The organism is Actinomadura sp. NEAU-AAG7, from assembly GCF_018603865.1.
GTDB lineage: Bacteria > Actinomycetota > Actinomycetes > Streptosporangiales > Streptosporangiaceae > Spirillospora > Spirillospora litoris.
Genome location: NZ_JAHFZY010000001.1, coordinates 916972 through 942315, shown reverse-complemented (window position 1 = coordinate 942315; position 25344 = coordinate 916972). Strand labels below are relative to the sequence as shown.

Genomic DNA, 25344 nt, shown 5'->3' with positions numbered 1-25344 from the left:
GCGCCGGCCGTGCCGGTCTTTGACGACCGGCACGGCCCTTCCCCAGGCGCGGGTGCCGGCCGGGGAATCGCGAGCGGGCTACTGCACGCAGTTGTAGAAGGCGCACTGGTTGATGCGGTCGAATCCCCAGGTTTTATCTCCGAGGGTGACCTCGCGCAGGTCGCCGATCACCACGAAGGCGGGCGGCTCGTAAGCCATGCTCATGTCGGGTTCACCTCCTCTCCTGAAGTGGGCGGTCAGCGGTGAGCAACATAGAACCCGACGATCGCTCAGGGTGTATATATCACTACGGACAGTAGTGAATAGGAGTTCGGGTAGGGAGACCTCGCCACCGCCCCGCAAGCCCTTGCAGGTCAGCCGCTGCGCGGGTCACAGGATGTGGCCGGGAATGGCCGGGGTGTGGCGGCACCGCCAGCGCCACCCCACCGGCGGCAGGAGTACCGCCCTGCTCGGGGGTCAGTCGAGGAAGCGCGCCAGGAGTTCTTCGCGGGTGGAGACACCGGTTTTGCGGTAGATGGATTTCAGATGGTCATTGACCGTGTGCGGCGAGAGGCGCAAATGGCGGGCGATTTGTTTGCTCGATAGCCCTTTGAGCATGTGGTCGACGACCATGTGCTCTCTCGGGGTGAGGCCCCGCCAGAAGGCCACCGCCGGGAGCAGTTCCTTACCGGCGGCCGCCTGGATCGTCACGGCGACCGCGCCCGTGGGCATCGGTTGGGCCTGGATGGCGACCCAGCCGCGTCGCGTCGGCACGCGCGTCAGCGTGGCCCGCCCCGAGCCGTCGGAGCGGGCCGCCTGGGTGAGGTGCCAGATGGTGCTCTCCAACGGCAGGTCCGGCGCGGCCAGCGCGGCGGGAGGAAGCGTCTCCAGTTCGCGGATCCAGGCGCGCGCCGACGGGGTGGCGGCCGTGACCGTCTCGTCCGGGTCGATGACCAGCACCCCCGGTGGCGCGTCGAGCCTGTTCGGTTCCGGAGGCGCGCCCGTCGCGTAGCGCCGCAGCGCGGCGACGATGTCGCGGGCCAGACGCTGGGCGCGGGACGCCTCGTCCGGCGAGAAGGGGCGGGCGCCCCGGGGCCGGAGCAGCACCAGGCCGCCCCAGGTCGTCCCGCCGTCGACCAGCGCCAGGCGCAGCTCGCTGCCCACGCCGAGGTCGGTCATCACCGCGCGCATCGCGGCGTTGCGGCGGCGTCCCGGGGCGTCGGTGTTGAGCACGCCCACGTGGCACGGGCCCTCCACCAGGCGCTCGAAGGGGAACGGGTGGTCGCGTTCCCGGCGGTCGCCCAGGGTCAGCCGCCGCGCGGCCGCCGGCGAGTAGCCGTGCTCGCGCGCCAGGAAGCACCCCGCGCCGGTGACGGGGTCGACCGCGGCGAGCATGTAGCCCTCATGCGGCACCGCGCGTCCGACCCACCGGGAGACCACCGCCCCCAACTCGGCGGCCGAGCCGATCTCCGTCGCCGCGCCGGCCAGGGCGGCGGGTGCGCTCCGTCCAGCGCTCACGCGGCCCAGTATCGGCCACGCATTGAAAGCGAACAAGTACGCGTTGCATATCCCAGGATCTGGGGATGGCCGCCCGACCGGCGGCGGCGCGACCGTTGGGGCGGCGGGGAACGCCGGTCGGGCGGGCCCCACGGTCGAAACGGAGAGCACGATGCGCGGATCCTCGATGTTCGCCCTGCTGCCGGTCGTCGTCATGGCCGGCGGGCTGTGGGCCGGCTCGTCGGCCTCGGCGGCGCCCTCGCCCCGTCCGGAGACCCGGCGGGACCTCGCCGGCGTCCTGATCAAGCCTGTGGCGGCCAAGGACCTGTGCCTTGAGGTCGCGGACGACAACTCCGGCAACGGCGCCCTGGTCACCCTCTACACCTGCACCGGCCGCGACAACCAGCGGTGGACGCTCGACGGCGGCATGATCAGGACCGGCCTCCCCGGCCACCGGTGCCTGGACGTCCGGACCGGGAACGGGCGCAACGGGGCCGCCACCAACATCTACGACTGCAACAACACGCGGGGCCAGCAGTGGCACTTCGTCGGCGACAAGCTGGCGAGCGGGATCAACGGCACCTGCCTCACCGTCGTCGCCGGCAACTTCGCCCCCGGGGGCGGGGTCCTGAACTGGGAGTGCGTCGTCAGCCAGGACCAGGCGTGGGAGGTGTCCTGACCGCCACAGGTCACTTCTTGGCGGAGACGAACCACTGGCCCCGCGAGCCGGACGGCTTGGGGGGCCACTTCCTGCCGTAGATCATCACTTCCAGGGCGCCGCCGTTCGTGGCGACGACCTGGAGGGGGGTCTGCTCGTACTTGCGGGTGTCACCGGTGGACAGCAGGGCCTGGGTGAGGATCTCGCCGGTGGTGGCGACGCGGACGACGACGTTGGTCGCCGGGCCGGTCACCCGGATGACCAGGGGGAGCGCGCCCGACGCCGAGGAGGACGGGCTGCGGCTCGGGGCGGACCTGTTCTGGCCCCCGCCGTCCCCGGGGGACGGGGAGACGGTCGCGGGATCGTGGTTGTCGGAGTCGCCCGAGACCGCGTTCACTAGGGAGAGGCCGCCGGCCACGAGGAGACCCAAAGCGGCGACCACGGCTACTACCGCGATCAGTATGCGCGCGAGACCACGAGGGTCCGACCGATGACGTCCCACATGGGGAGGTTAGCGATAACTGTCACCGCTGAGCGACGGACGAGACTCTTCGGGGCCATTATTCTTCGGACGCGAGTGCTTGCCGCCCCCGCGTGAGGCCCGCCGCCCCTTCATGACCTCGCGGATGATCGGGATGACCGACAGCACGAGGATCACGGCGACGCCCGGCAGGATGTAGCGCTCGACGTCGGGCACCTCGGAGCCGAGGAAGTGCCCCAGCAGGAACAACGTGTCGGTCCAGATGACGCCGCCGACGACGTTCCAGATGAGGAACTTGCGGCTGTCCATGCCGAGCATCCCGGCGAGCGGGTTCAGGAACGTCCGGACGATGGGGATGAACCGGGCCAGCACGACCGCCTTCGCGGGGCCGAACCGGTTGAAGTAGTACTCGGCCTTCTCCACCCACTCCTGCCGGAAGATCTTGGAGTCGGGCCGTTCGAAGAGCTTGCGGCCGTAGCGGGCGCCGAGCCAGTGCCCGAGCTGGGCCCCGGCGATCGCCGCCAGCGGGCCGCCGATCAGCAGCCAGGGCAGCGACAGCGACTGGAACTCCTGGCCGTTGACGGTGGAGACCGCCGTGAGGATCCCGGCCGTGAACAGCAGCGAGTCGCCCGGCAGGATGCAGCCGATCAGCAGCCCTGTCTCCGCGAAGATGATGGCGAGGACGCCGATCGTCGCAAACGTGCCGAAGAGCTGCAACCAGGCGGTCGGATGCAGGTACTCGGTGATGTCCAGGGGAAGGGTCGTGAGATCCACATTGCGAGCGTACCCGTCCCGGCGCTCTTAGTACGCGCGAAACCGGCCTGTTCCGGGGGCATGGAGCCTCATCGGCGCCGGAGCGCCGGGCCGGACGCACCGCCCCAAAGCCCTCGACCGGACGCCGGAATCCGGGATACTTGTGCCACCTCGCGGGGCCCCTCTGGAGTGGGCGAGCGCCCCGACGAGATACTGACCGTGGACGGAACGCGCTGCCCGGAACCGCGTGACCAGGCGAATCGGCTGGGTAGGCGGGGGACGGGAGCTACCGCCCGGCCGGATGCCCGGCGGCACCCTGCGTAAGAAAGGACGCTGACAATGCCCATCGCAACGCCCGAGGTCTACGCGGAGATGCTCGACCGTGCGAAGCAGGACGGCTTCGCCTATCCCGCCATCAACGTGACGTCCAGCCAGACGCTGAACGCCGCGCTGCGCGGCTTCGCCGAGGCGGAGAGCGACGGGATCGTCCAGGTGTCCACGGGGGGAGCGGAGTACCTCTCGGGCGCCACGGTGAAGGACATGGTCACCGGCGCGAGCGCCCTCGCCGAGTACGCCCGCGTGGTCGCCGCCAAGTACCCGGTGAACATCGCGCTGCACACCGACCACTGCCCGAAGGACAAGCTGGACGGCTTCATGCGCCCGCTGGTCAAGATCTCGCAGGAGCGGGTGGCGCGCGGCGAGGAGCCGCTGTTCCAGTCGCACATGTGGGACGGGTCGGCCGTGCCGCTGGAGGAGAACCTCCAGATCGCCGCCGAACTGCTCGACCAGTGCGCGAAGGCGCGGATCATCATGGAGATGGAGATCGGCGTCGTCGGCGGCGAGGAGGACGGCGTCGCCAACGAGATCAACGAGAAGCTCTACACGACGCCGGGCGACGCCCTCGCGACCGCCGAGGCCGTCGGCGTCGGCGAGCGCGGCCGCTACATCCTCGCCGCGACGTTCGGGAACGTGCACGGCGTCTACAAGCCGGGCTCGGTCAAGCTCCGTCCCGAGGTGCTCAAGGGCATCCAGGACGCGGTCGGCGAGAAGTACGGCAAGGAGAAGCCGTTCGACCTGGTCTTCCACGGCGGCTCCGGCTCCACACTGGAGGAGATCCGGGAGGCCGTGTCCTACGGCGTCGTGAAGATGAACGTCGACACCGACACCCAGTACGCGTTCACGCGCCCGGTGGCCGACCACATGCTCCGCAACTACGACGGCGTCCTGAAGGTGGACGGCGAGGTCGGCAACAAGAAGCAGTACGACCCGCGCTCGTGGGGCAAGGCGGCCGAGGCGGCGATGGCGGCCCGGGTCGTCGAGGCGTCCGAGCACCTGCTGTCGGCGGGCAAGCGGCTGAAGTGACGTTCCGGCGGGGTCCGGGCCGATGGCGGCCGGGCCCCGCCGCCTTCTCCTCCAGCGGGTAGCCTCGCAGCGTGGCACTGCCCCGTACCTATGAGTCACAGAACTGCTCGATCGCCCGCTCGCTGGAGATCGTGGGCGACCGCTGGACGATGCTGGTGGTCCGCGCGGCGTTCGAGGGCGTCCGGCGGTTCGACGACTTCCAGGACGTGCTGGGCGTGGCCCGCAACGTCCTCACCGACCGCCTGTCGCGGCTCTGCGACGAGGGCATCCTGCGCCGCGTCCCCTACCAGGACCGCCCCGAGCGCTTCGAGTACCGCCTCACCCGCAAGGGCGTCGAGCTCTGGCCGACGATGATGTCGCTGATGGCGTGGGGGGACCGCCACTACGCCCCGGACGGCCCGCCGACGCTCATCGGCCATCGCGGCTGCCCGGGGACGCTCACGGCGAACTTCACCTGCGACGCCTGCGGCGCCTCACTGGGACCGGCCGACGTGGAACCCCGTCCGGGTCCGGGCCGCTGAAAATCGCCAGTTGCTTCACGCAACTCAATGCGGTCCAATGGGTTGCATGACGAAACTCGGTGTGCGGCCGACCGCCCACCTCGCCCCGCCCGCGCTGGAGGACGTACGGATCCGCCCGTACGGGATCACCGACGGGCCCCGGCTGCGCCGGATGTCGGAACGGCTCTCCAAGACCAGCCTCTACACGCGGTTCTTCTCCGGCACGCCGCACATCCCCGAGCACTACGTCCGCCTGCTGGAGCGGCTCGACCACTGGGACCGGGAGGCCCTGGTCGCACTGGACGGGGACGAGATCGCGGGCGTCGCCGAGTACAGCCGGGACCGGCGCCGGCCCTGGTCCGCCGACCTCGCCGTCCTCGTCACCGACCCCTGGCAGCGCCGGGGCGTCGGCAGCGCGCTGGTCCGCTGCCTCGCGCCGCTGGCCGCGCGGCGCGGCATCACCGAGTTCGAGGCCGACGTCATCCTCGGCAACCGGGACGCGCTCCGGTTCGTCCGGCACGGATGGCCCGCCGCACACGCGAGCAATGCGGACGGCGCCGCACATTTCCGGCTGCCGCTGCCCGTCCGGGCCTAGGGCTCGCGGCTCCGCGGCCGCGGCAGTCGGCGCCCCGGGGTGGGCGTGGCGAGGCGCGCCGACCTACGATGACCCGATGACCCACAACCTGCTCGGCGGCGTGCCTCCGACCGAACTGCCGGACAACGCCGAGGCCCGGGAGGCCCTGGCGAACGACGTCGACCCGTTCGAGGTGGCCGCGCGCCACCCGGACTACCCGGGGGCCTGGGCCGAACTGGCCGACCGCGCCTTCGCCAGGGGCGGTGTGATCGACTCCTACGCCTTCGCGCGCACCGGCTACCACCGGGGCCTCGACCAGCTCCGCCGCGCCGGCTGGCGCGGGCAGGGGCCCGTCCCGTGGGAGCACGAGCCCAACCGGGGCTTCCTGCGCGCCCTGCACGCCCTCGGCCGCGCCGCCGCCGCGATCGGCGAGGACGACGAGGCCGAGCGCTGCCGCACGTTCCTGAGCGACAGCAGCCCCACGGCGGCCGACGTCCTCGGCGGCTGATCAGCACCGCTGATCGTTTTCGCGGGGCCCACCCCCGGACGGCGTGCGTTTTCCTCTAGGTCCAGGTACGGGTACGCTTTGATCGCAAGAGGCCCCTTCGCTCTTGCGGCGACCGGGGCCTTCGTCGTGGGAAGGGAACAGCGGCATGCCGGCCATCGTTCTTGTCGGAGCCCAATGGGGAGATGAGGGCAAGGGCAAGGCCACCGACTTGCTGGGCGGGGACGTCGACTACGTCGTCCGCTACCAGGGTGGCAACAACGCCGGCCACACGGTGGTCATCGGCGACAAGAGCTACGCGCTGCACCTGCTGCCGTCCGGGGTGCTCTCCCCCGACGTGGTCCCCGTGATCGGCAACGGCGTCGTGATCGACCCGGCCGTGCTGCTCCAGGAGATCGACGGGCTGCGGGACCGCGGGATCACCTGCGAACGGCTGCTGATCTCGGGGAACGCGCACCTGATCATGCCCCACCACCGGGCCCTGGACAAGGTCACCGAGCGCTACCTCGGCAAGGCCAGGATCGGCACGACCGGGCGCGGCATCGGCCCCGCCTACGCCGACAAGATCAACCGGATGGGCATCCGCGTCCAGGACCTGTTCGACCCGAACATCCTGAACCAGAAGCTCGACCTGTCGCTGCGCGAGAAGAACCAGGTCCTGACGAAGGTCTACAACCGGCGCCGGATCGAGACGGGCCCGATCGTCCAGGAGTACCTGGCCTACGGGGAGCGGCTGCGGCCGTTCGTCGCCGACACCTCGCTCGTGCTGAACAAGGCCCTGGAGGACGACAAGGTCGTCCTGCTGGAGGGCGCCCAGGGCACCCTGCTCGACCTCGACCACGGCACCTATCCGTTCGTCACCTCCTCCAGCCCGACGGCGGGCGGGGCGTGCGCGGGCTCGGGCATCGGCCCCACCCGGATCAGCCGCGTGATCGGGATCCTGAAGGCCTACACGACCCGCGTCGGCTCCGGCCCCTTCCCCACCGAACTGCTGGACGAGCAGGGCGAGTTCCTGCGCACGACCGGCGGCGAGTACGGCGTCACCACCGGCCGCGACCGCCGCTGCGGCTGGTTCGACGCGGTGATCGCCCGCTACGCCACCCGGGTCAACGGGATCACCGACTACTTCCTCACCAAGCTGGACGTCCTGTCCGGCCTGGAGCGCGTCCCGGTCTGCGTCGCCTACGAGATCGACGGCGAGCGGGTCGAGGAGATGCCGACCACGCAGACCGACTTCCACCACGCCAAGCCCGTCCTGGAGCACCTGGACGGATGGAAGGAGGACATCACGGCCGCGAAGACGTTCGACGACCTGCCGAAGAACGCGCAGGCCTACGTCCGGACGCTGGAGGAGATGTCGGGCGCCCAGATCTCCGCGATCGGCGTCGGGCCCGGCCGCGAGCAGACGCTGTCGCTGCGTCCCCTCATCTGACCTCGCGCCTTTACCCCATGTCCACCAGGGCCCGAGGCGCCGGCGCTAGCGTGCGGTGACGTGACGCGAACCGTCGAGGTCCACGGCCACCGGGGGGCGCGGGGGCTTCGTCCGGAGAACACCCTCCCCGGCTTCGCCCACGCGCTCGCGCTGGGCGTGGACGCCGTCGAGCTCGACGTCGGCCTCACCTCGGACGGCGCGGTCGTCCTCGTCCACGACCAGGTCCTCTCGCCGGTGACCCTGTCCGACACGAGGCCGGCGCGTCCCGGTGACCCGGCGTTCCCCTATGTCGGCAAGGCGGTCGGGGACCTCACGCTGGAGCAGCTCAAGACCGTGGACGCGGGCGTCCGGCGACGCGACGACGCGTTCACGGCGACGCAGCTCCCGCTGCCGGGCACCCCGGTCCCGACGCTCGCCGAGACGTGCGCGCTGCTGGCGCCGTCCGAGGTGCGGCTGTCGGTGGAGCTGAAGACCGACCCCACCTGGCCCGACGAAGACATCGCCCTGTTCGTGTCGGCCGTCGCGTCCGTGTTGGAGGGGGCGGGGGTGACCCGTAGGAGCCGGCTGCTGGCCTTCGACTGGCGCGTCCTCGCGGAGGCCCACCGCCACCCGGCGCTCGGCCGCGTGGCACTGGTCGAGCGCAAGACGCTCGTCCCGGGCACCGCGTGGCTCGCCGGACTCGCGCCGGACGACCCGGTCGCCGCCGCCACGGCGATCGGCGCGACCGCGCTGTCGCCCGAACACACGCTGATCACCCCGGCCCTGGTCGATGACGCCCACGCCGCCGCGCTCCCCGTCATCGCGTGGACGGTCAACGAGCCCGAGGACATGTCGCGCCTGACCAAATACGGCGTGGACGCGCTCGTCACCGACTACCCGGACCTGGCTCTCGCCGTCCGCGCCTAGAGCGCGCTGCGAAGTGGCCTCAGCCACCGCGCGGGCGCGTGGCTGAGCGGTGGGGCGAAGCCGGAGGCGAGCCCCACCGGGAAGATCGCGAAGCGATGCCGCGCCCGCCAAGGCACGGTCAAGGTACGAGCCGCCAGGCGAGTGCCTTGGGCCGGGACTTGAATAGTCACAGCCAGCCGTTGCGGCGGAAGCCTCGGTAGAGGGAGAGACAGGCCAGGCCGATGACGGCGAGGATCAGCGGGTAGCCGTAGCGCCACTGCGTCTCGGGCATGAAGTCGAAGTTCATCCCGTAGACCCCGGCGATGGCCGTCGGGACCATGAAGATCGCGCCCCAGGCGGAGATCTTGCGCATGTCCTGGTTGTCGGCGACGGTCACCTGGGTCATGTGGGCCTGGAGTATGGGGTTCAGCAGCTCGTCGTAGGACTCGACCTGCTCGCGGACGCGGGTGAGGTGGTCCTCGACGTCCCGGAGGTACTCCTTGATCTCGGCGGGCACGAAGCGGCGGCCCGACAGGTTGCGCAGCGGGCCGGCGAGCGGGCCGACGGCGCGCTTGAGCTGGATGACCTCGCGCTTGAGGCGGTAGATGCGGCGGGACTCGTCGGTGCGCTCGGGGGAGAAGACGGCCTCCTCGACCTCGTCGATGTCCTCCTGGACGGCGTCGGCGACGCAGACGTAGCCGTCCACCACGCGGTCGGCGACGGCGTGCAGGACGGCCGCCGGGCCCTTGCCGAGGCGGGCCGGGTCGCGCTCCAACTGCTCGCGGACGGGCCCGAGGGCCCCGTGCGCGCCGTGCCGGACGGTGACGACGAAGTCCGGCCCGCAGAAGATCATGATCTCGCCGGTCTCGACGACCTCCGCGCCGCCCGGCCCGCTCGCGACGTAGCCGACGGTCTTCATCACGACGAAGTGCACGTCGTCATAGCGCTCCAGCTTGGGCCGCTGGTGGGCGTGGATCGCGTCCTCGACGGCGAGCGGGTGCAGGCCGAAGACCTCGGCCAGCTCGGTCAGCTCGGTCGCGGACGGCTCGTGGAGCCCGACCCAGACGAAGCCCGCGGAGTCGCCGTCGGCGGTGAGGCGGCCGTCGCGGATGAGGCGCACGGCGTCCTCGACGGTCGCCGTGGAGGCGCGGTGCCCGTCGATGTAGGCGGCCCAGTCGATGACGGCGGAGTCGCGGGGGCGGATCGGCGCGGCGGTGGGGCGCCCGCGCGTCTTGAACAAGCCGCTGGGACGGACTCTGGTCATGGCCATGAGGTGCTCCTAACCCTCCGGCCACACGCGTAACGCGCGCGCTCGACCCGGGCTGGATCAGCTCAGGGAGCGCACGCGAGCGACGGCCGGACGCCAGATGGAGGCGGACGGATGGACAGTCCTGCTCGGACTGTGAGGGTTTTCCGGCGAACCGCAAGGATCACCAGGACTCATCCCGACCACCTCCTTCCGCACCTTCGACAGCGGGCGTCAAGCCCGTCGCAGCTTACCAGCCGATATTTAGGACGCCGGGCGCAATGCGAAGGTTCACCCGTGACCCGTGTGACGGCCGCCTCACCGTCACGCGCCCGCCCCGCGCCCGGACGCGGGCGGCGCGGGACGCGGGCGGGGGGCGGGACCACTAAGCTCGCGTGACGTGCGAGTACTCGTCCTTGGATCGGGTGGCCGCGAGCACGCGCTCGCCCGCGCCCTGCACCGCGACCCAGCCGTCAGCGCCCTCCACTGCGCCCCGGGCAACCCGGGCACGGCGGCGATCGCGGACAACCACCAGCTCGACCCCACCGACCCCGTCGCCGTGACCGAGCTGGCCGGGCGGCTCAGCATCGAACTCGTCGTCGTCGGTCCCGAGGTGGTGCTGATGGCGGGGGTCGGCGACGCGCTGCGCGCGGCCGGCATCCCCTGCTTCGGGCCCGACCGCGCCGCCGCCCGCATCGAGGGGTCCAAGGCGTTCGCGAAGGAGGTCATGGCGGCGGCGGGCGTCCCGACCGCCGACGCGCGCGTCTGCGAGACGACCGCGCAGGTCGAGGCGGCGCTGGACGCGTTCGGCCCGCCCTACGTGGTGAAGGACGACGGGCTCGCCGCCGGCAAGGGCGTGGTGGTCACCGACGACCGGGCGGCCGCCGCCGCGCACGCCGCGTCCTGCGACCGCGTGGTCGTCGAGGAGTTCCTGGACGGCCCGGAGGTGTCGCTGTTCGCGCTGTGCGACGGGGTGCACGCCGTCCCGCTGCTGCCCGCGCAGGACTTCAAGCGCGCCTACGACGGGAACGAGGGCCCCAATACGGGCGGGATGGGCGCCTACACACCGCTCCCCTGGGCGCCCGACGGCCTCGTGGAGGAGATCATGGCGACGGTCGTCCAGCCGACCGTCGACGAGCTGCGCGGCCGCGAGACGCCCTATGTCGGCGTCCTGTACGCGGGTCTGGCGCTGACGTCCCAGGGCCTGCGCGTGATCGAGTTCAACGCCCGGTTCGGCGACCCGGAGGTGCAGGTCGTCCTGGACAGGCTGGCCACGCCGCTCGCGACGCTCCTCCAGGCGTGCGCGATCGGCGGGCTCGACCCGGCGCTGCGTCCCGAGTGGCGGCCGGGCGCGGCCGTCACGGTCGTGGTGGCCGCCGAGGGCTACCCGTCCGCGCCGGTCAAGGGCGACGAGATCACGGGGCTGGCCGAGGCGAACGTGGTCGAGGGCGCCTACGTGCTGCACGCGGGCACCGGCCGCGACGCCGAGGGGCGGCTCGTCGCCTCCGGCGGCCGCGTCCTCGACGTGGTCGGCTCCGGGCCGGACCTGGCCACCGCCCGCGCGGCGGCCTACGACGCCGTCGCCGAGATCTCGCTGCGCGGCTCCCACCACCGCACCGACATCGCGCTGGAGGCCGCCGAGCCGGCCGGCCGGGCCGGCTGAGACCCGGGCGCTCGGGCACGGCGGGCGACCTGGGACAATCGTCGGGTGATCGAGAGGTACACGCTTCCGGAGATGGGCCGCGTCTGGAGTGACGCGCACAAATACGAGCTGTGGTGCCAGGTGGAGGTCCTCGTCGCCGAGGCCCACGCCGAGGCGGGCACCATCCCGCCGGAGGTGGTCGAGCCGGTCCGCAAGGCGCCGCCGCCGACGCCGGAGGCGGTGCACGCGATCGAGGCGGTCACCCAGCACGACGTGATCGCCTTCCTGTCGGCGTGGGCCGACAACACCGAGCCGCGTGAGGCGGCCCGGTACGTCCACTTCGGCATGACCTCCTCGGACCTGCTCGACACCGCGCTCGCGCTCCAACTCGTCGAGGCCACCGACATCCTGCTCGCCAAGGCCGACACGCTCGTCGCGACCCTGCGCGACCACGCGCTCGCGCACCGGGCGACGCTGCGGGTGGGACGCACGCACGGCATCCACGGCGAGCCCGACGTGTGGGGCCACCGCGTCGCCGACTTCGCGTTCGCCATGGCCCGCTCCCGCGACCGCCTGCGCCGCGCCCGCGAGGCCGTCGGCGTGATGGCCATCTCCGGCGCCGTCGGCACCTACTCCAACATCGACCCGGCCGTCGAGCTGCACGTCGCGCGCAAGCTCGGGCTGAAGAGCGCGGACGTCTCGACGCAGGTCGTGATCCGCGACGGGATCAGCGAGTGGGTCTCGGCCCTGGCGATCATGGCGACGGTGTGCGAGGCGGTCGCGCTGGAGGTGCGGCACGGCCAGCGGACCGAGGTCCGCGAGCTGTGGGAGCCGTTCGGCAAGGGCCAGAAGGGCTCGTCGGCGATGCCGCACAAGAAGAACCCGATCATCTCCGAGCGGCTCGCGGGGATGGCGCGGATCGTCCGCGCGCAGGTCGTCCCGGTGCTGGAGGGCATCCCGCTCTGGCACGAGCGCGACATCTCGCACTCCTCGACGGAGCGGATCGCGCTCCCGGACGCCTCGATCGCGCTCGACTACATGCTGAACCTCACGAACCGGCTCATGTCCGGCCTGGTCGTGGACGAGGCGCGGATGCGGGCCAACCTCGACTCGACCGGCGGCCTGATCTACACCTCGACCGTCCTGCTGGAGCTGGTCGAGGCGGGCATGTCGCGCGACGACGAGGCGTACCCGCTCGTCCAGAAGGCCGCGATGGAGACCTGGGAGACCGGCGTCCCCTTCCGCGACACGCTGCGCACGCACGCCGCCGCCGCGGGCCTCACGCTGGACGAGGCGCGCCTGGACGCCGTCTGCCGCCCCGAGCGCTTCGTCGAGCGCCTGTCCCCCGTCTTCGACCGCCTCTCCGCCCTCGCCTGACCCCGCCCGGCGGGATGATCGGGACGGGCGGGGACGTTCGACACGGATGCAACGACCACTGGAGGGGACCTTGCCGGCGACGCTGACCGAACTGAACGTGTATCCGCTCAAGAGCGGCCGCGGCACATCGCTGGAGCGTGCCGAGCTGACGGACCGCGGGGTGCGGTACGACCGCGAGTTCATGCTCGTCACGCCCGACGGCCGCTTCATGTCGCAGCGGACCACCGCGTCGATGGCGTTGATGCGGCCGGCCTACAACGGCGAGGTCCTGTCGGTGGACGCGCCGGGCATGGAGACGCTCGTCCACAAGGCGGCGGACGACGGCGACGTCCTGGACGTGACCGTGCACCGGTACGAGTGCCAGGGCGTCGACCAGGGGGACGAGGCCGCCGCCTGGTTCTCCTCGCTTCTGGGGCGCGACTGCCGGCTGGTGCGCTTCACCGGCAGTCGCGCCACGGGGCGGGGCGGCGGCGTGCTGATGTTCGCCGACGCCTACCCGCTGCTGCTCATCTCCGCCGAGTCGCTCGCCGAGCTGAACGGGCGGCTGGACGAGCCGCTCCCGATGAACCGGTTCCGGCCGAGCATGGTCGTGGAGGGGCTCGGCGCGTTCGGCGAGGACGCGGTCCGGCTGCTGCGCGTCGGCGAGACGGTGGTCGAGCTGGTGAAGGCGCGCGGGCGCTGCGTCGTCACCACCACCGACCAGGACACCGCCGAGCGCGGCCGGGAGCCGCTGCGGACCCTCGCGTCCTACCGCACCAGGGACCAGGAGATCGTGTTCGGGCAGGACGCGATCCCCCGCGCGGTCGGCGCGCTCGCGGTCGGCGACCCGGTCGAGATCCTGGAGTACAAGTGAAGCACCTGCACAGCGGCAAGGTCCGGGACCTGTACGAGCTGCCAGGCGGCGAGCTGCTCATGGTGGCCCGCGACACGGTCTCGGCGTTCGACCACGTCCTGGACACCCCGGTCCCGGACAAGGGCCGCATCCTGACCCAGCTGTCGCTGTGGTGGTTCGAGCAGCTCGCGGACCTGCTGCCCAACCACGTCATCTCGACGGACCTGCCGGACGGCGCGCCCGCCGAATGGGCCGGACGGTCGGTCGTCGCGCGCCGCCTCGACATGGTCAAGGTCGAGTGCGTCGCGCGCGGCCACCTCACCGGCTCGGGCCTCAAGGACTACCAGGCGACGGGGACGGTGTGCGGCGTGCCGCTGCCGCCCGGCCTCGTGGACGGCTCCGCGCTGCCCGAGCCGATCTTCACCCCGACCACCAAGGCGCCGGTCGGCGAGCACGACGAGCCGATGACGTTCGAGCAGGTCGAGCAGGCCGTCGGCGCGGACGTCGCGGCCCGCGTCCGCGAGCTGACCCTCGCGGTCTTCCGGCGCGGCGCCGAACTCGGCCGCGAGCGCGGCATCATCGTCGCCGACACCAAGATCGAGCTGGGCTGGGCGCCGGACGGCGAACTCGTGCTCGCCGACGAGGTCCTGACGCCCGACTCGTCCCGCTTCTGGCCGCTGGACGGGTGGGAGCCCGGCCACGCGCAGCCGTCCTTCGACAAGCAGTTCGTCCGCGACTGGCTGCTGTCGCCCGCGTCGGGCTGGGACCGCGACTCCGGCGCGGCGCCGCCGCCGCTGCCGCCCGAGATCATCGAGCGCACCCGCGCCAAGTACGTGGAGGCCTACGAACGGCTGACCGGCCGCGCCTTCGCCTGAGCGGCGCGGGCGGCTAGCCGACCACCTCGCCGGTCTCGTTGCCGTAGCGGTCGCGCATGGCGGTGGGGACGATCTCGACGGTGAGGCCGGGCAGGGACGCCACCGCCATGCTCCCGGCGGTGGGGCGCAGCGTCGCGGTGAGGTCGTCGAGGGCGGACGGCGGGACGTGCACCTCCAGCACGCCCTCGCCCGGCTGCTCCACGGCGAACGCGTCGGCCGGGCGGAACGCGAGCACGGTGTCCTCGGTCTGGAGGAGCAGTTCGCGGCCGAAGGGCAGGCGTCCGCGCAGCGACTCGGCGACCGCCGTCGCCTGGAGAGCGCCGAGGCGAAGCGTGGTGGCTCCGGCGTCGCGCTCCCAGTGCGCGGTGGTCACGTACAGGAGGCCGCTGTTGGAGCCGTCCCGCGCGATCCCCTCCCGGACGGCTCGCGCCAGCTCCGGTGCGGCGAGCAGCGAGCGGCGGTCGACGTCGGTGACGAACAGCGGCAGGTGGGGCGCGAGCGCGTCCATGAAGGCCCCGGCGTTCCACTGCCGGACCGCCTCGTACTCCTCGGTCGCGAGCCCGACGACCTGCAAGAACTTGACGCTGCCGTGCGGGGTCGCGATCTCGCCCAGCTCGGGGTCGAGGACGAACCCGACGGCGCGGATGTCGGAGTCCTCGCGCTCGGCGGCGATCGGCCCGTTGACGCTCATGTGGTGGCCCGGCTCGAACCAGTTGCCCGAGTTGAACACGTACCGGCCGAGGTTCTGGAGCAGGTTCGCCGCCCAGACCGGCGGCGTCTCCTCGGCCGGGTCGCGGACGAGGCGGAAGGTGAACTCGAACCCCCAGCCCGACTCGTCGGGGTCCTCGGACTCCTTCTCGTACAGCTCCGACATCCCGTAGGACACGAAGTGCCAGTGCGGCACCGGCTCGGCGCGCGGGTAGACGCTGATGCCGTCGAGCGGGTCCGGACCGCCGAGCGACCACTTGTGCACGGTGCCCAGATGGTAGGGCGCGGTGTCCCCGTAGAGGGGGCGCAGGGCGGCGTCGATGGCGTCCCAGCCGGGGGATTCGTCCATGAAGATCACCCTAGTGGCGGGGCGGGCGCGGCGGGTCCGGGCGGTGAATTTGCCCCGGAGGCCGAACCTTTGCGAACCCCCGGGTATCTCACCGAACAGAGCGGCGCCGGGGTGGCGCGGACCGGACGCCCCATCTCCGCCTCGGTGGTTTACTGGGGTCCCGTTGGGCAGGGGGGACACGTTCGGCGCGCCCGGCCCTCGTGATCCGCCAGCAGACCCACGTGATCCGGTAGCACCGTTGACGGCACCCAAAAGGAGTTAGGCGGACATGAGCATGGGCCACGAGGTTCGGTACCGCGTGCGCGGCGGCCGGAAGTTGCAGGGCACGGTCTTCATCCAGGGCGCCAAGAACGCCGTCCTGCCGATGATCGGCGCCTCGCTGATGGCCTCCACGGGCCGCACCGTGCTGCGCAACGTCCCGATCATCGAGGACGTGCGGCGCGCGGTGGAGCTCGCGCGGGCGATCGGCGCGAAGGCCGAGCTGCACGAGACCGAGCGGACGCTGGTCATCGACGCGTCCTCGCTCAGCAGCCCGGTGCTGCCCGCCGACATCGCCTCCCGGTTCCGCGGCTCGTTCCTGTTCGTCCCGGCGCTGCTGCACCGGCTCGGCGAGGCCGTCATCGAGGGCGTCGGCGGGTGCAACCTCGGCAGCCGCAACCTGGACTTCCACTACAACGGCTTCAAGCGGATGGGCGCCACCGTCACCGAGCAGGTGGCCGACAACGGCGACGGGATCATCCACATCAAGGCAGGCGACCTGCGCGGCGGCACGCTGTACTGCGACACCCCCTCGCACACCGGCACCGAGAACCTGATCATGGCGGCGGCGCTCGCCCGCGGCACCACGCTGATCAAGAACGCGGCGCTGGAGCCGGAGGTGCTCGACAACATCGCGATCCTCCAGGCGATGGGCGCCAAGATCAGCGGCGGCGGCACCGGGTTCATCACCGTCGAGGGCGTGGACGAGTTGACCGCCGTCGAGCACAGCGTCATGCCCGACCGGATCGACGCCGGCGTCTTCGTGATGGCCGCCGCGATCACCGGCGGCGACCTGAGCCTCGTCGGCGCGAGCCTGGAGCACCTCGGCGTCGCCGCCGACAAGCTGGAGCAGATGGGCGTCGAGTTCCACCAGCGGGGCGCCGTCCTCCAGGTCCACCGCGACCGGACGCTCCGTCCGATCAACGTCATCACCGACGAGTACCCGGGCTTCGCCACCGACCTCCAGTCGCCGATCATGGCGCTGTCGTGCCTGGCCGAGGGCCCGTCCTACATCTACGAGCGGATCTTCGACGGGCGCTTCAAGCTGGCCCACGAGCTCGGCAAGATGGGCGCCGACATCGAGGTGGACGGCAACCGCGCCAAGGTCAACGGCCCGCGCGGCCTGCGCGGCGCCGAGGTCGAGGCCCACGACCTGCGCTGCGGCAGCGCGCTGGTGCTCGCCGGGCTCGCCGCCGAGGGCGAGACGACGATCACCTCCGCGTACTACCTCGACCGCGGCCACGCCCACACGGCCGAACGGCTGTCCTCGCTCGGCGCCGACATCGTCCGCGAAGCCGAGTAGTCCGCCCATCCCCGAGCCACCCCAAGCCACCCCGAGCCCGTGGGGGCCGCCTCCGGCGCCCCCGCGGGCTCGCGCGTTCTATTCAGTGTCATTTGTATTTCGTATGACAACTGACCTTTCTCGCATCATGACCGAACCTCGTTCGCGTGTCAGACGCGTGCACGGACGGTCACGGACGACCGAGCGGTCACTCGGGCTCCGAGGGCGGCCGCAAGTGGCCGGGCGCGGGGGCCCGACCTGACCAACTCCAAAGTGGGTCCTTACCGGGGTTGTAACCCCCGGCGGCGGTCCGCCCCCAAATCTGCCGACATGGCGTCACCGGCCAACTACACCTGGCTATGGAGTGACGGTTCCATGTCCGCCACGCCGACGCGTTGACCTGGGATGTAAGCTCTGGAACGCTCCCGATGGACCTGACCGTAACGCGGTAAAAAATCACCGCCCCGGAGAGTCACGGCCGCGCGAACGGATCACTCGTATTTCCGGCCGGTCCGACACCGGGTCGGTGGATTTCGGCCTGCGCGTAAACCGATCGGACCGCACAAGGGTCCCTTCAGTGCGCAACAGCGTCAGGAGGGCCCTCTAGCGGCGATTTCGGGTCTTGTTTTTCAACTTCGGACGACCGAAGATGCAGGATCAAGGCTGGCCGAATGGTGACAAATTACTGACTAGGGGGTCGCGTAGGTTACTTTTTCGCCGCACTCTTGATTCGATTTCGCGTCTGGGCGTCACACATCGTCGCCCTGACCCGATCTGCCCACTGAGGAACGAATCGCACGGGAACTGCGGTGCTGGGTCAGAAGGCAGGGGCGACGAGCCATGAGTCAACCGTTGGGCGAAACGTGCGCGAACGCGTGGCTGGGGCCACCGGGTCTCCGCCGAGAGGATGGACCGGAAGCGAGAGATCATCGATGACGGCCGCACGAACGGGGTCGGTGACACCCGATCTCACGATCGGCGTCGTAGGCCCGCATGACCTCGTCGAGAGGGTCATGTTGATGGGCCACGGCCCCACACCGGTACCAAGCCGGCTGGTGGCCGCCGCTTACAGGGACGAACAGGAGGCGGCCGACAAGGTCGTGCGGCTCGGATCGGGTGTGGACGTGTGTCTGTTCGCCAGCCCGGTGCCGTACGACTTCGCCCGCAAGGCGGGGGTTCTCACGATGCCCGCCACCTACGTCCCGTTGAACGGCGCCGCCCTGCAAGGCGCGTTGCTACGCGCATCACTGGACGAGCGCTTCGACCCGTCGCGGGTGAGCATCGACGTGCTCGGACGCGCCGAGGTCGAGGAGGCCTACGCCGAGATCAGCCTCGGCACCGAGCAGGTGCACCTGCGTGAGGAGGCCGCCGGGCCCGGCACGCTCGCCGCCTTCCACGAGCGGCTGTGGCGGCGCGGCGCGACCACGGTCGCGATGACCTGCGTGCACGCGACGGCGGAACGGATGGAGATGGCGGGCGTGCCCACCATCCGCGTCCGGCCGACCGGCGCGGCGATCCGCAGCTCCCTCCAGACGGCGGCGCTGCTCGGCGCCCACCACCGGCTGGAGGAGTCGCAGCTCGTCGTCGTGCTCGTGGACGTCCCGACGCTGCGCGAGACGCCCCGCCGCGTGACCCCCCGTTACTGGCGGGACGAGCTGAAGCTGGCGCTGCACCGCGTCCTGCTCCAGGAGGCGCACCGCATGAACGCCTCGGTGTGGCCGCTGGACGACCACAGCTACCTGGTCATCGCCACGCGCGGATCGGTCACCGCCTCCACCGAGGGCTTCCGGACGCCGCCGTTCGTCGAGCGGGTCCGGGAGGAGCTCGGCCTCGCGATCGAGGTCGGCATCGGCATGGGGCGCACCGCGCACGAGGCGGAGAACCACGCGCGCGCCGCGCTCGCCCGCTCGCAGAGCTCCCAGCGGGCGCAGGGCTTCGCGCTCGACCGCGACGGCCGGGCGCTGGTCCCGGCGCCCCGCACCCCGCCGCGCAGCCAGCCGCAGGCGAAGCCGAAGGGTCTGGAGATCCTCGCGCGCCTCGCCGACAAGCTCGGCGACCAGGACCAACCCCTCATCGTGGACGCGGAGAACGCGGGCAAGATGCTCGGCGTCACCCCCCGCACCGCGCGGCGCCTGCTGCGCACCCTCGTCGAGGAAGGGCTCGCCTGGCCGCTCCCGCCGAACCGGACGCCGCAGCCCGGCCGTCCGCGCCAGCTCTACCGCCTGATCGTCGAGAAGCTCGGCCCGAAGGCCACCACCGGCTGACGGCGGCGGTCACGCCGCCCCCGGACACCGCGGTCCGGGGGCGGGGAGGCGGCGAGGTCAGTTCCGGTGGGGAAAGGCCCTGGCCACGGCCAGGAACGCGTCGTTCTCCTCCGGCGAGCCGATCGAGACGCGGGCGCCCTCGCCCGCGAACGGGCGCACGCTCACGCCCTCCGCGTCGCACGCCTCCGAGAACTCCATGGTCCGCTCGCCGAGCCGCAGCCACACGAAGTTGGCCTCGGTCGGCGGGACCGTCCAGCCGTCCTCGACGAGGGCGCCGCGGACCCGGTCGCGCTCCTTCACCGTGCCCTCGACCCGCGCGAGCAGCTCGTCGGTCGCGGCCAGCGAGGCGATTCCGGCGGCCTGCGCGACGGAGTTGACGCTGAACGGCAGGAACGTCTTGCGGATCGACCCGGCCACCAGCGGGTGCCCGACCAGGTAGCCGATCCGCAGCCCGGCCAGGCCGTAGGCCTTGGAGAACGTGCGCAGGATCGCGAGGTTCGGGCGGTCGCCGATCAGCGTCAGCCCGTCCGGGACCTCCTCGTCGCGGACGTACTCGCGGTACGCCTCGTCCAGGACGACCAGGCAGTCCTCGGGGACGCGGTCGAGGAACGCCTCGATCTCGGCGCGGCCGACGACCGTGCCCGTCGGGTTGTTCGGGTTGCAGACGAAGACCAGCCGGGTGCGGTCGGTGATCGCGTCCGCCATCGCGGCGAGGTCGTGGGTCTCCTCGCGCAGCGGCACCTGGACGGGCGTCCCGCCCGACAGCGCCACCAGCAGCGGGTACGCCTCGAACGACCGCCACGCGTAGACGATCTCGGCGCCCGGCTCCGCGACGGCCTCAAGCAGCATCTGGGACACCCCGACCGAGCCGCAGCCGACCGCGACATGATCGGCCGGGACGCCGGCGTGGGCCGCGATCGCCTCGGTCAGCGCCGTCGCGTTGTTGTCGGGGTACCGGTTGATGTTCGCCGCCGCTTCGGCGATCGCGTCCAGCACCGAAGGCAGCGGGCCCTGCGGCGACTCGTTGGAGGACAGCTTGAACGAGCGGCCCTCGGGCGACACGACGACCTTGCCGGGCTTGTAGGCCACGAACCGGTCGAGGACGGAGCGGAAGCGCGGAGTGGTGACTTCGGACACCGTTGTCCTCCAGATGAACATGGGTGGTCGGCACCCAGCCTACGTATCGCCGCGCTTTGGACATAGTGGACGGTCACCCGAACCGGCGCGTGATCGGAACCGCGGCGTCACCGGAAGCGCGGCGTCACCGGTCCGACCGCAGCAGCCAGCAGACCGCGACGATCCGGACGAACTCCCAGTCGCGGGTGTCGCGCGGCCACCAGCCCCGGTTGAACGCCTGCTCGGCGAAGTCGCGGAGGTAGCCCATCAGCTCGTCGTCGCCGGCGGCACCGAGCTCGTCGCGGAGGGTGGCGACGTGCTGGTCCACCGCCGCGGCCAGGCCGGGCGAACCGGCCATCTCCGCGACGCCGGCGTCCCCGATGTCCCGGACGAGCAGTCCCAACACTTCGGACGAGTCACCGTTCATAGGGTGAGAACCTAGCAACGGCCGCACCGTGCTCGAAACGTCCCCCCAGGTCAAAGGGCCCTTCGCTCGGGCGGGGGGCGGAGCATCGGCGGCCGGAGCTGCTCGGCGGCGCCGCGTCCGTACAGGCGCGCCGGGCGCCCGCCGTCGCGGGTCGTCGTCCGGTCGGTCGGCACCAGGAACCCGTCGGCGCCGGTGACCTTCCGGTGGAAGTTCCGGGGGTCCAGGACGGTGCCCCAGACGATCTCGTACACGCGCCGCAGCTCCGCGACCGTGAACTCCGGCGGGCAGAACGCCGCCGCGAGCGAGGTGTACTCCAGCTTCGCCCGCGCCCGCTCCACCCCGTCGCACAGGATCCGCCGGTGGTCGAAGGCCGCCCGGTCGCGGGTGGTCAGCTCGTCGACCGACGTCCACAGCACCTGCGCGCGGCTGGAGGCGGGCAGGTCGGGCGCCAGCCCCAGATAGGCCACGCTGACGACCCGCTGCCTCGGGTCGCGGTCGGGGTATCCGTAGGTGGCGAGCTGCTCCAGGTGGATGCGGACGTCGGCCAGCCCCGCCCGCTCGGCCATCAGCCGCGACGCCGCGACCGGGAGGTCCTCGTCCAGCTGGATGAAGCCGCCGGGCAGCGACCACGTCCCGTCGTAGGGCGCCCGGTCGCGCCGCCACATCAGGGCGCAGAGGCGCTGCTCCCGCACGGTGAGGACGACAAGGTCGACGGTGACGGCGAGCCGCGGGACGGACATGGGGGAAGTCTATGGCGACCCTTGTGCGCCTCGGCTCCCAATGGCTCAGGCCCCGCCGGGGCGGCGGGGCCTGGGTGGACGGCTGAGGGAGGTCAGTTCTCCTTGGGGACCTCGACGGGCACGGTGGGGATCTGGGCGTTCGCCGGGGCGGCGCCGTTCTGGCCGGTGGGGCCGCTCATGCCGGCGAGGAGCTGGCGCGCGACGCCGAGGCCGGTGCCGCCCAGCGTGAGGGCCTTGGCGAGCATGTCCTCGATGCCCTCGGCGCCGTTGAGCACGACCATGTTGTCGACGTTGCCGAAAACCTTGGCCCCCGCCTCGACGATCTGGGGCCACTGCTCGGCGAGCTGCTGCGCGATGACCGCGTCGGTGTTGCGGGCGAGCGCGTCGGCGCGGGCCTTGATCGCCTCGGCCTCCGCGAGGCCCTTCTGGCGGGTGGCGTCGGCCTGCGCCTCACCGAGGATGCGGGTGGCCTCGGCCTCGCGCTGCGCCTTGAGCTGGATCTCGGTGGCGGCGGCCTGGGCCTGGGCGATGCGCTGCTCGCGGTCGGCCTCGGCCAGCTTGACCTGCTCGTAGGCGCGGGCGTCGGCGGGCTTGCGGACCTCGCTCTCCAGCCGCTTCTCGGTGCGCTCGGCCTCCAGCTCGGCGTTGCGGGTCTCCTTGAGGATGACCTCCTGGCGGGCCTGCTGGGCGGCCTGGTTGACCTGCCCCTCATACTCCGCCTTCTTGATCTCGGTGTCGCGGATCACCGCGGCGTTCTCGCGCAGGGCCTCCTGCTCGCGCTGGGTGGCCTCCTGGTCGCGCTCGGCCTCGGCGATGCGGGCGGCGGAGGCGATGCGGGCGGCGTGCGGGCGGCCGAGGTTGGTGATGTAGTCGGTCTCGTCGTCGATCTCCTGGATCTGGAGCGAGTCGACGACGAGGCCGAGCTTGCTCATCTCGTCGGCGGCGGAGCTGCGCGTCTCGCTGGTGAGCCGCTCGCGGTTGAGGATGAGGTCCTCGACGGTGAGGTTGCCGATGATCGAGCGGAGGTGGCCGGTGAACAGCTCGTGGATCGCGGCGTCCATCGACCCCTGCTGCTCAAGGAAGCGCCGGGCGGCGTTGGCGATCGACACGAAGTCGTCGCCGACCTTGTAGATGGCGACGCCGCGCACCTTCACCGGGATGCCCTGCTGGGTGACGCACTTGACCTCAAGGTTGGCGGCGCGGCTGTCGAGCCGCAGCCGGCGGGCGACCTGGAAGCCGGGCAGCACCGAGGTGCCCTTGCCCGTGACGATCTTGAACCCGAGGCTGTCCAGGCCGTCGATCGGCTTGGACTTGGCGCCCAGCCCGGAGATGATCAGTGCCTCGTTGGGCTCGGCGACCCGCCAGACCATCTTGAACAACACGATCAGCACGATGATGGCGACGACCACGGCTACCGCCGCGACGATCACGGGCATTCGGCTTCCTCCCCTCGGGCGACGGGCCTCTTCGAACGAGTCCGTACGCGTTTCCTCCTAGACGCGGAAAATGATCGAACGGTTCGCGTCCAGGGGAAACTTCGTAAATTTACCCATCCGCCCCCTCTCCCCGGACGGCTGAAACCGGCCAGCGGCAGGTGGAGACAGCGACCGGCCGCCGTGGTTCTCTGATGCACGCGGCAAGGGCCGGGGGGCTGATCCACGCCTGGGGAGTCACGTGAACACGATCGGATCTCCGACTCCGGACGCCCCGGCGGCCGCCGTCCAGCGGACCGCCAGGATCGCCGGTGTCTGGTTCGTCCTCACCTTCGCCTTCTCGATCCCGGCGGTGGTGCTGTACGACCCGGTCCTCAACGACGCGGACTACATCCTGGGATCGGGCGCGGACACGCAGGTGCGGCTGGGCGCCCTCCTGGAGATCCTCACCGCCGTGTCGAACATCGCGACCGCGGTCGTGCTGTTCCCCGTCCTGAAGCGGCAGAGCGAGAGCATCGCGCTCGGCTACTTCGGCGCGCGCATCCTCGACTCGACCTTCATCGTCGCGGGGGTCGCCTGTGTGCTCGCCGTCGTCGCCCTGCGGCACGACCTGGCGGGCGAGGGCGGCGCCGACGCCGTGCTGGTGGGCCGGGCGCTGACGGCGGTCAAGGACCAGACGTTCCTGCTCGGCCCCGCCTTCTGCGCGGGCTTCGGCAACGGGCTGCTGCTGGGCTACCTGATGTACCGGTCGGGCCTGGTGCCGCGCCCGATGGCGCTCATCGGGCTCATCGGGGGCCCCATCGCCTTCGCCACGGCGACCGCCGTGCTGTTCGGCGCCTACGAGCAGACGTCCCCGCTGAACGTCCTGTTCACGGTGCCGGAGATCATCTGGGAGGCGTCGCTGGGCATCTGGCTCCTCACCAAGGGTTTCCGCCCCGCTCCGATCATCGCGGGAACGGCCGCGGAGGCCCCGCGGGAGCCGGGTACGGCCTGACCGCCGTCTAGGCGAGCGCCTGCGCCACGTAGACGGTCCTCGGCGGGTGGTACTCGACCACGACGACGATCGTGCCGACGCCGAACTCCTCGCGCGGATCGACGGGATGCGCGTAGAACGCCTCGACGCCCCCGCGAATCGGGATCATGACCTCCCCGACCAGGCCGGCCCCGATCCTCCCGGTGACCCGCCCCTCCCGCCCGATCATGTGCCCCCTCGCGTTGTCCTCGGCGTCAGGCGCGGAGCGCCTTCCCTCGGCGGGCACCGCGGCGCTCGCCGGCACCGCTTCGAACCCGCCCGGCGGTTCGCTCCGCGAACAGGTTGTCGCAAGCTCGAACCTGCCTTCGGAAGCGGTCGCGCGGCGGGTGTCCGCCGGTTCAGATTACTGGCTCAGGTTGTCGATCACAGCCCCGGCGCCGGGACCGGGGGGCCTTGCTAGCCGAGGATCCGGCGGGCCTGGGTCAGGGACTCCCTGGCCAGGCGTTCGGCCTCCTGGCGGGTGGCGCGGGGGCCGAACACGCTGACCGTGCCCAGGTAGCGCTGGTCCTTGAACACCACGTACCAGGTGTAGGCGCGGTCGCGGCCGGTCACGGTGGTCACCCCGACCGCCCGCGAGCCGCCGCCGATGTCGCCGCGCACGGTCTCGGTCACCCGGTGCTCCGACCACTGCCGGCCCATCCTGGTGTGGAAGGTCAGGCAGCCCGGGGGGACGCGCGCGTTCACCTGCTTCTCGGCGTCGGCGTCCGGGACGCCCATCAGCGTCTCGGTGACCAGTTGGCCGTTGGGGGCGGTGAAGGCGGCCAGCGCGGCGGGGGTGTCGGCCTCGACGTTGCCGACCGGGCCTCCCACGGCGCCCGTCCCGCCGTTCTGGCAGCGCGGCTTGTCGACCGTGAGCTGCTTGCGGAGCTGTTCGAGGTCCTGGAACGCCTTGATCGTTCCGTACTCCCCGGAGTCGGGCTCGCCGTTGCGGCGGTAGCCGGGGGTCTCGACCAGCAGCGCCTGTTCGAGCTGCGCGGCGGTGTACCCGCCGGTGAGGACGGCCTTTCCGGCGCGGACGGGTTGCGCGCGCTCCTCCCCGCCGCCTCCGCAGGCGGACACCGCCGCCAGCGTCGCGACCAGGGTGACCGGGAGCATGAACGGGAGGAGCCTGTGGGCCATGCGGGCGACACTACGGC

The 25344-nt window shown here is 71.7% G+C and carries 26 protein-coding genes; 14 read left to right on the top strand and 12 right to left on the bottom strand.

From position 1 onward, the window contains the following. Positions 1–78: 78 nt before the first annotated feature. Positions 79–204, bottom strand: a complete 126-nt coding sequence (locus KLI87_RS04430; protein ID WP_156214720.1) for a lasso RiPP family leader peptide-containing protein — start codon at positions 202–204, stop codon at positions 79–81. 252 nt (positions 205–456) lie between these two features. Further along, on the bottom strand, positions 457–1497 hold the full coding sequence (locus tag KLI87_RS41410; RefSeq protein ID WP_156214721.1) for a helix-turn-helix transcriptional regulator: 1041 nt from the start codon (positions 1495–1497) through the stop codon (positions 457–459). 151 nt (positions 1498–1648) lie between these two features. Between KLI87_RS41410 and KLI87_RS04420 the strand changes: the two genes are divergently transcribed. After that, complete coding sequence (locus tag KLI87_RS04420; protein ID WP_214615920.1) at positions 1649–2155, top strand: RICIN domain-containing protein; 507 nt, start codon at positions 1649–1651, stop codon at positions 2153–2155. A 10-nt stretch (positions 2156–2165) separates the two neighbouring features. Here the strand turns inward: KLI87_RS04420 and KLI87_RS04415 are convergent, their stop codons facing one another. Then, positions 2166–2552, bottom strand: a complete 387-nt coding sequence (locus KLI87_RS04415) for a hypothetical protein (protein WP_214615919.1) — start codon at positions 2550–2552, stop codon at positions 2166–2168. 93 nt (positions 2553–2645) lie between these two features. Beyond that, positions 2646–3389, bottom strand: a complete 744-nt coding sequence (locus tag KLI87_RS04410; protein WP_214615918.1) for a DedA family protein — start codon at positions 3387–3389, stop codon at positions 2646–2648. 318 nt (positions 3390–3707) lie between these two features. On the opposite strand from KLI87_RS04410, the gene fbaA reads away from it, so the two are divergent. The 6 genes from fbaA to KLI87_RS04380 all read left to right on the top strand — a co-directional run bounded on the left by fbaA (position 3708) and on the right by KLI87_RS04380 (position 8647). Continuing rightward, positions 3708–4730, top strand: coding sequence for a class II fructose-bisphosphate aldolase (gene fbaA, locus KLI87_RS04405; RefSeq protein ID WP_156214724.1), 1023 nt, complete (start codon positions 3708–3710; stop codon positions 4728–4730). Positions 4731–4801: 71 nt separating this feature from the next. Continuing rightward, positions 4802–5251: a helix-turn-helix domain-containing protein gene (locus tag KLI87_RS04400; protein ID WP_214615917.1), complete on the top strand. Its 450-nt coding sequence runs from the start codon at positions 4802–4804 to the stop codon at positions 5249–5251. A gap of 46 nt (positions 5252–5297) precedes the next feature. Further along, complete coding sequence (locus KLI87_RS04395; protein WP_214615916.1) at positions 5298–5825, top strand: GNAT family N-acetyltransferase; 528 nt, start codon at positions 5298–5300, stop codon at positions 5823–5825. 76 nt (positions 5826–5901) lie between these two features. Continuing rightward, complete coding sequence (locus KLI87_RS04390; RefSeq protein WP_156220199.1) at positions 5902–6312, top strand: DUF3151 domain-containing protein; 411 nt, start codon at positions 5902–5904, stop codon at positions 6310–6312. Positions 6313–6457: 145 nt separating this feature from the next. Next, positions 6458–7741 (top strand): adenylosuccinate synthase, encoded by a 1284-nt coding sequence (locus KLI87_RS04385; protein WP_156220200.1) that lies wholly within the window; start codon positions 6458–6460, stop codon positions 7739–7741. A 60-nt stretch (positions 7742–7801) separates the two neighbouring features. Next, positions 7802–8647: a glycerophosphodiester phosphodiesterase family protein gene (locus tag KLI87_RS04380; protein WP_214615915.1), complete on the top strand. Its 846-nt coding sequence runs from the start codon at positions 7802–7804 to the stop codon at positions 8645–8647. A gap of 166 nt (positions 8648–8813) precedes the next feature. Here KLI87_RS04380 and KLI87_RS04375 read toward each other — a convergent pair whose 3' ends face one another. Beyond that, positions 8814–9896 (bottom strand): magnesium and cobalt transport protein CorA, encoded by a 1083-nt coding sequence (locus KLI87_RS04375; RefSeq protein ID WP_214615914.1) that lies wholly within the window; start codon positions 9894–9896, stop codon positions 8814–8816. A gap of 376 nt (positions 9897–10272) precedes the next feature. Here KLI87_RS04375 and purD point away from each other — a divergent pair, with 376 nt between their 5' ends. From purD to KLI87_RS04355, 4 genes are all read left to right on the top strand, one after another. Then, the gene (purD, locus tag KLI87_RS04370; RefSeq protein WP_214615913.1) at positions 10273–11535 is read left to right on the top strand and encodes a phosphoribosylamine--glycine ligase; all 1263 of its coding nucleotides are present in this window, start codon (positions 10273–10275) and stop codon (positions 11533–11535) included. A gap of 45 nt (positions 11536–11580) precedes the next feature. Then, complete coding sequence (gene purB, locus KLI87_RS04365) at positions 11581–12891, top strand: adenylosuccinate lyase (protein WP_214615912.1); 1311 nt, start codon at positions 11581–11583, stop codon at positions 12889–12891. Positions 12892–12961: 70 nt separating this feature from the next. After that, positions 12962–13744, top strand: a complete 783-nt coding sequence (locus tag KLI87_RS04360) for an MOSC domain-containing protein (RefSeq protein WP_214615911.1) — start codon at positions 12962–12964, stop codon at positions 13742–13744. Further along, positions 13741–14598, top strand: coding sequence for a phosphoribosylaminoimidazolesuccinocarboxamide synthase (locus KLI87_RS04355; RefSeq protein ID WP_214615910.1), 858 nt, complete (start codon positions 13741–13743; stop codon positions 14596–14598). Before KLI87_RS04360 ends, KLI87_RS04355 begins: the two co-directional genes overlap by 4 nt. Positions 14599–14611: 13 nt before the next feature. Here KLI87_RS04355 and KLI87_RS04350 read toward each other — a convergent pair whose 3' ends face one another. After that, positions 14612–15655: a suppressor of fused domain protein gene (locus tag KLI87_RS04350; protein WP_156220204.1), complete on the bottom strand. Its 1044-nt coding sequence runs from the start codon at positions 15653–15655 to the stop codon at positions 14612–14614. Between the two features lie 274 nt (positions 15656–15929). Between KLI87_RS04350 and murA the strand changes: the two genes are divergently transcribed. Both murA and KLI87_RS04340 read left to right on the top strand, forming a co-directional pair. Next, on the top strand, positions 15930–17216 hold the full coding sequence (gene murA, locus KLI87_RS04345) for a UDP-N-acetylglucosamine 1-carboxyvinyltransferase (RefSeq protein WP_156220411.1): 1287 nt from the start codon (positions 15930–15932) through the stop codon (positions 17214–17216). A gap of 911 nt (positions 17217–18127) precedes the next feature. After that, positions 18128–19459, top strand: coding sequence for a transcriptional regulator (locus tag KLI87_RS04340; protein ID WP_156220205.1), 1332 nt, complete (start codon positions 18128–18130; stop codon positions 19457–19459). A gap of 57 nt (positions 19460–19516) precedes the next feature. Here KLI87_RS04340 and hisC read toward each other — a convergent pair whose 3' ends face one another. The 4 genes from hisC to KLI87_RS04320 form a co-directional block, all read right to left on the bottom strand. After that, complete coding sequence (gene hisC / locus KLI87_RS04335; RefSeq protein ID WP_214615909.1) at positions 19517–20617, bottom strand: histidinol-phosphate transaminase; 1101 nt, start codon at positions 20615–20617, stop codon at positions 19517–19519. A 103-nt stretch (positions 20618–20720) separates the two neighbouring features. Beyond that, positions 20721–21002: a DUF6401 family natural product biosynthesis protein gene (locus KLI87_RS04330; protein WP_214615908.1), complete on the bottom strand. Its 282-nt coding sequence runs from the start codon at positions 21000–21002 to the stop codon at positions 20721–20723. A gap of 50 nt (positions 21003–21052) precedes the next feature. Continuing rightward, on the bottom strand, positions 21053–21742 hold the full coding sequence (locus KLI87_RS04325) for an NUDIX domain-containing protein (RefSeq protein WP_156220208.1): 690 nt from the start codon (positions 21740–21742) through the stop codon (positions 21053–21055). 92 nt (positions 21743–21834) lie between these two features. Further along, positions 21835–23178 carry a flotillin family protein gene (locus KLI87_RS04320; RefSeq protein WP_156220209.1) on the bottom strand — a complete coding sequence of 448 codons (1344 nt, stop codon included), beginning with the start codon at positions 23176–23178 and terminating at the stop codon, positions 21835–21837. A 238-nt stretch (positions 23179–23416) separates the two neighbouring features. On the opposite strand from KLI87_RS04320, the gene KLI87_RS04315 reads away from it, so the two are divergent. Further along, a complete protein-coding gene (locus KLI87_RS04315) occupies positions 23417–24169 on the top strand; it encodes a DUF4386 domain-containing protein (RefSeq protein WP_214615907.1) in 753 nt (250 codons plus the stop codon). Positions 24170–24176: 7 nt separating this feature from the next. Here the strand turns inward: KLI87_RS04315 and KLI87_RS04310 are convergent, their stop codons facing one another. Both KLI87_RS04310 and KLI87_RS04305 read right to left on the bottom strand, forming a co-directional pair. Then, positions 24177–24377, bottom strand: coding sequence for a hypothetical protein (locus KLI87_RS04310; protein ID WP_156220211.1), 201 nt, complete (start codon positions 24375–24377; stop codon positions 24177–24179). Positions 24378–24604: 227 nt separating this feature from the next. After that, positions 24605–25327 (bottom strand): hypothetical protein, encoded by a 723-nt coding sequence (locus KLI87_RS04305; RefSeq protein WP_156220212.1) that lies wholly within the window; start codon positions 25325–25327, stop codon positions 24605–24607. Positions 25328–25344: the final 17 nt, after the last annotated feature.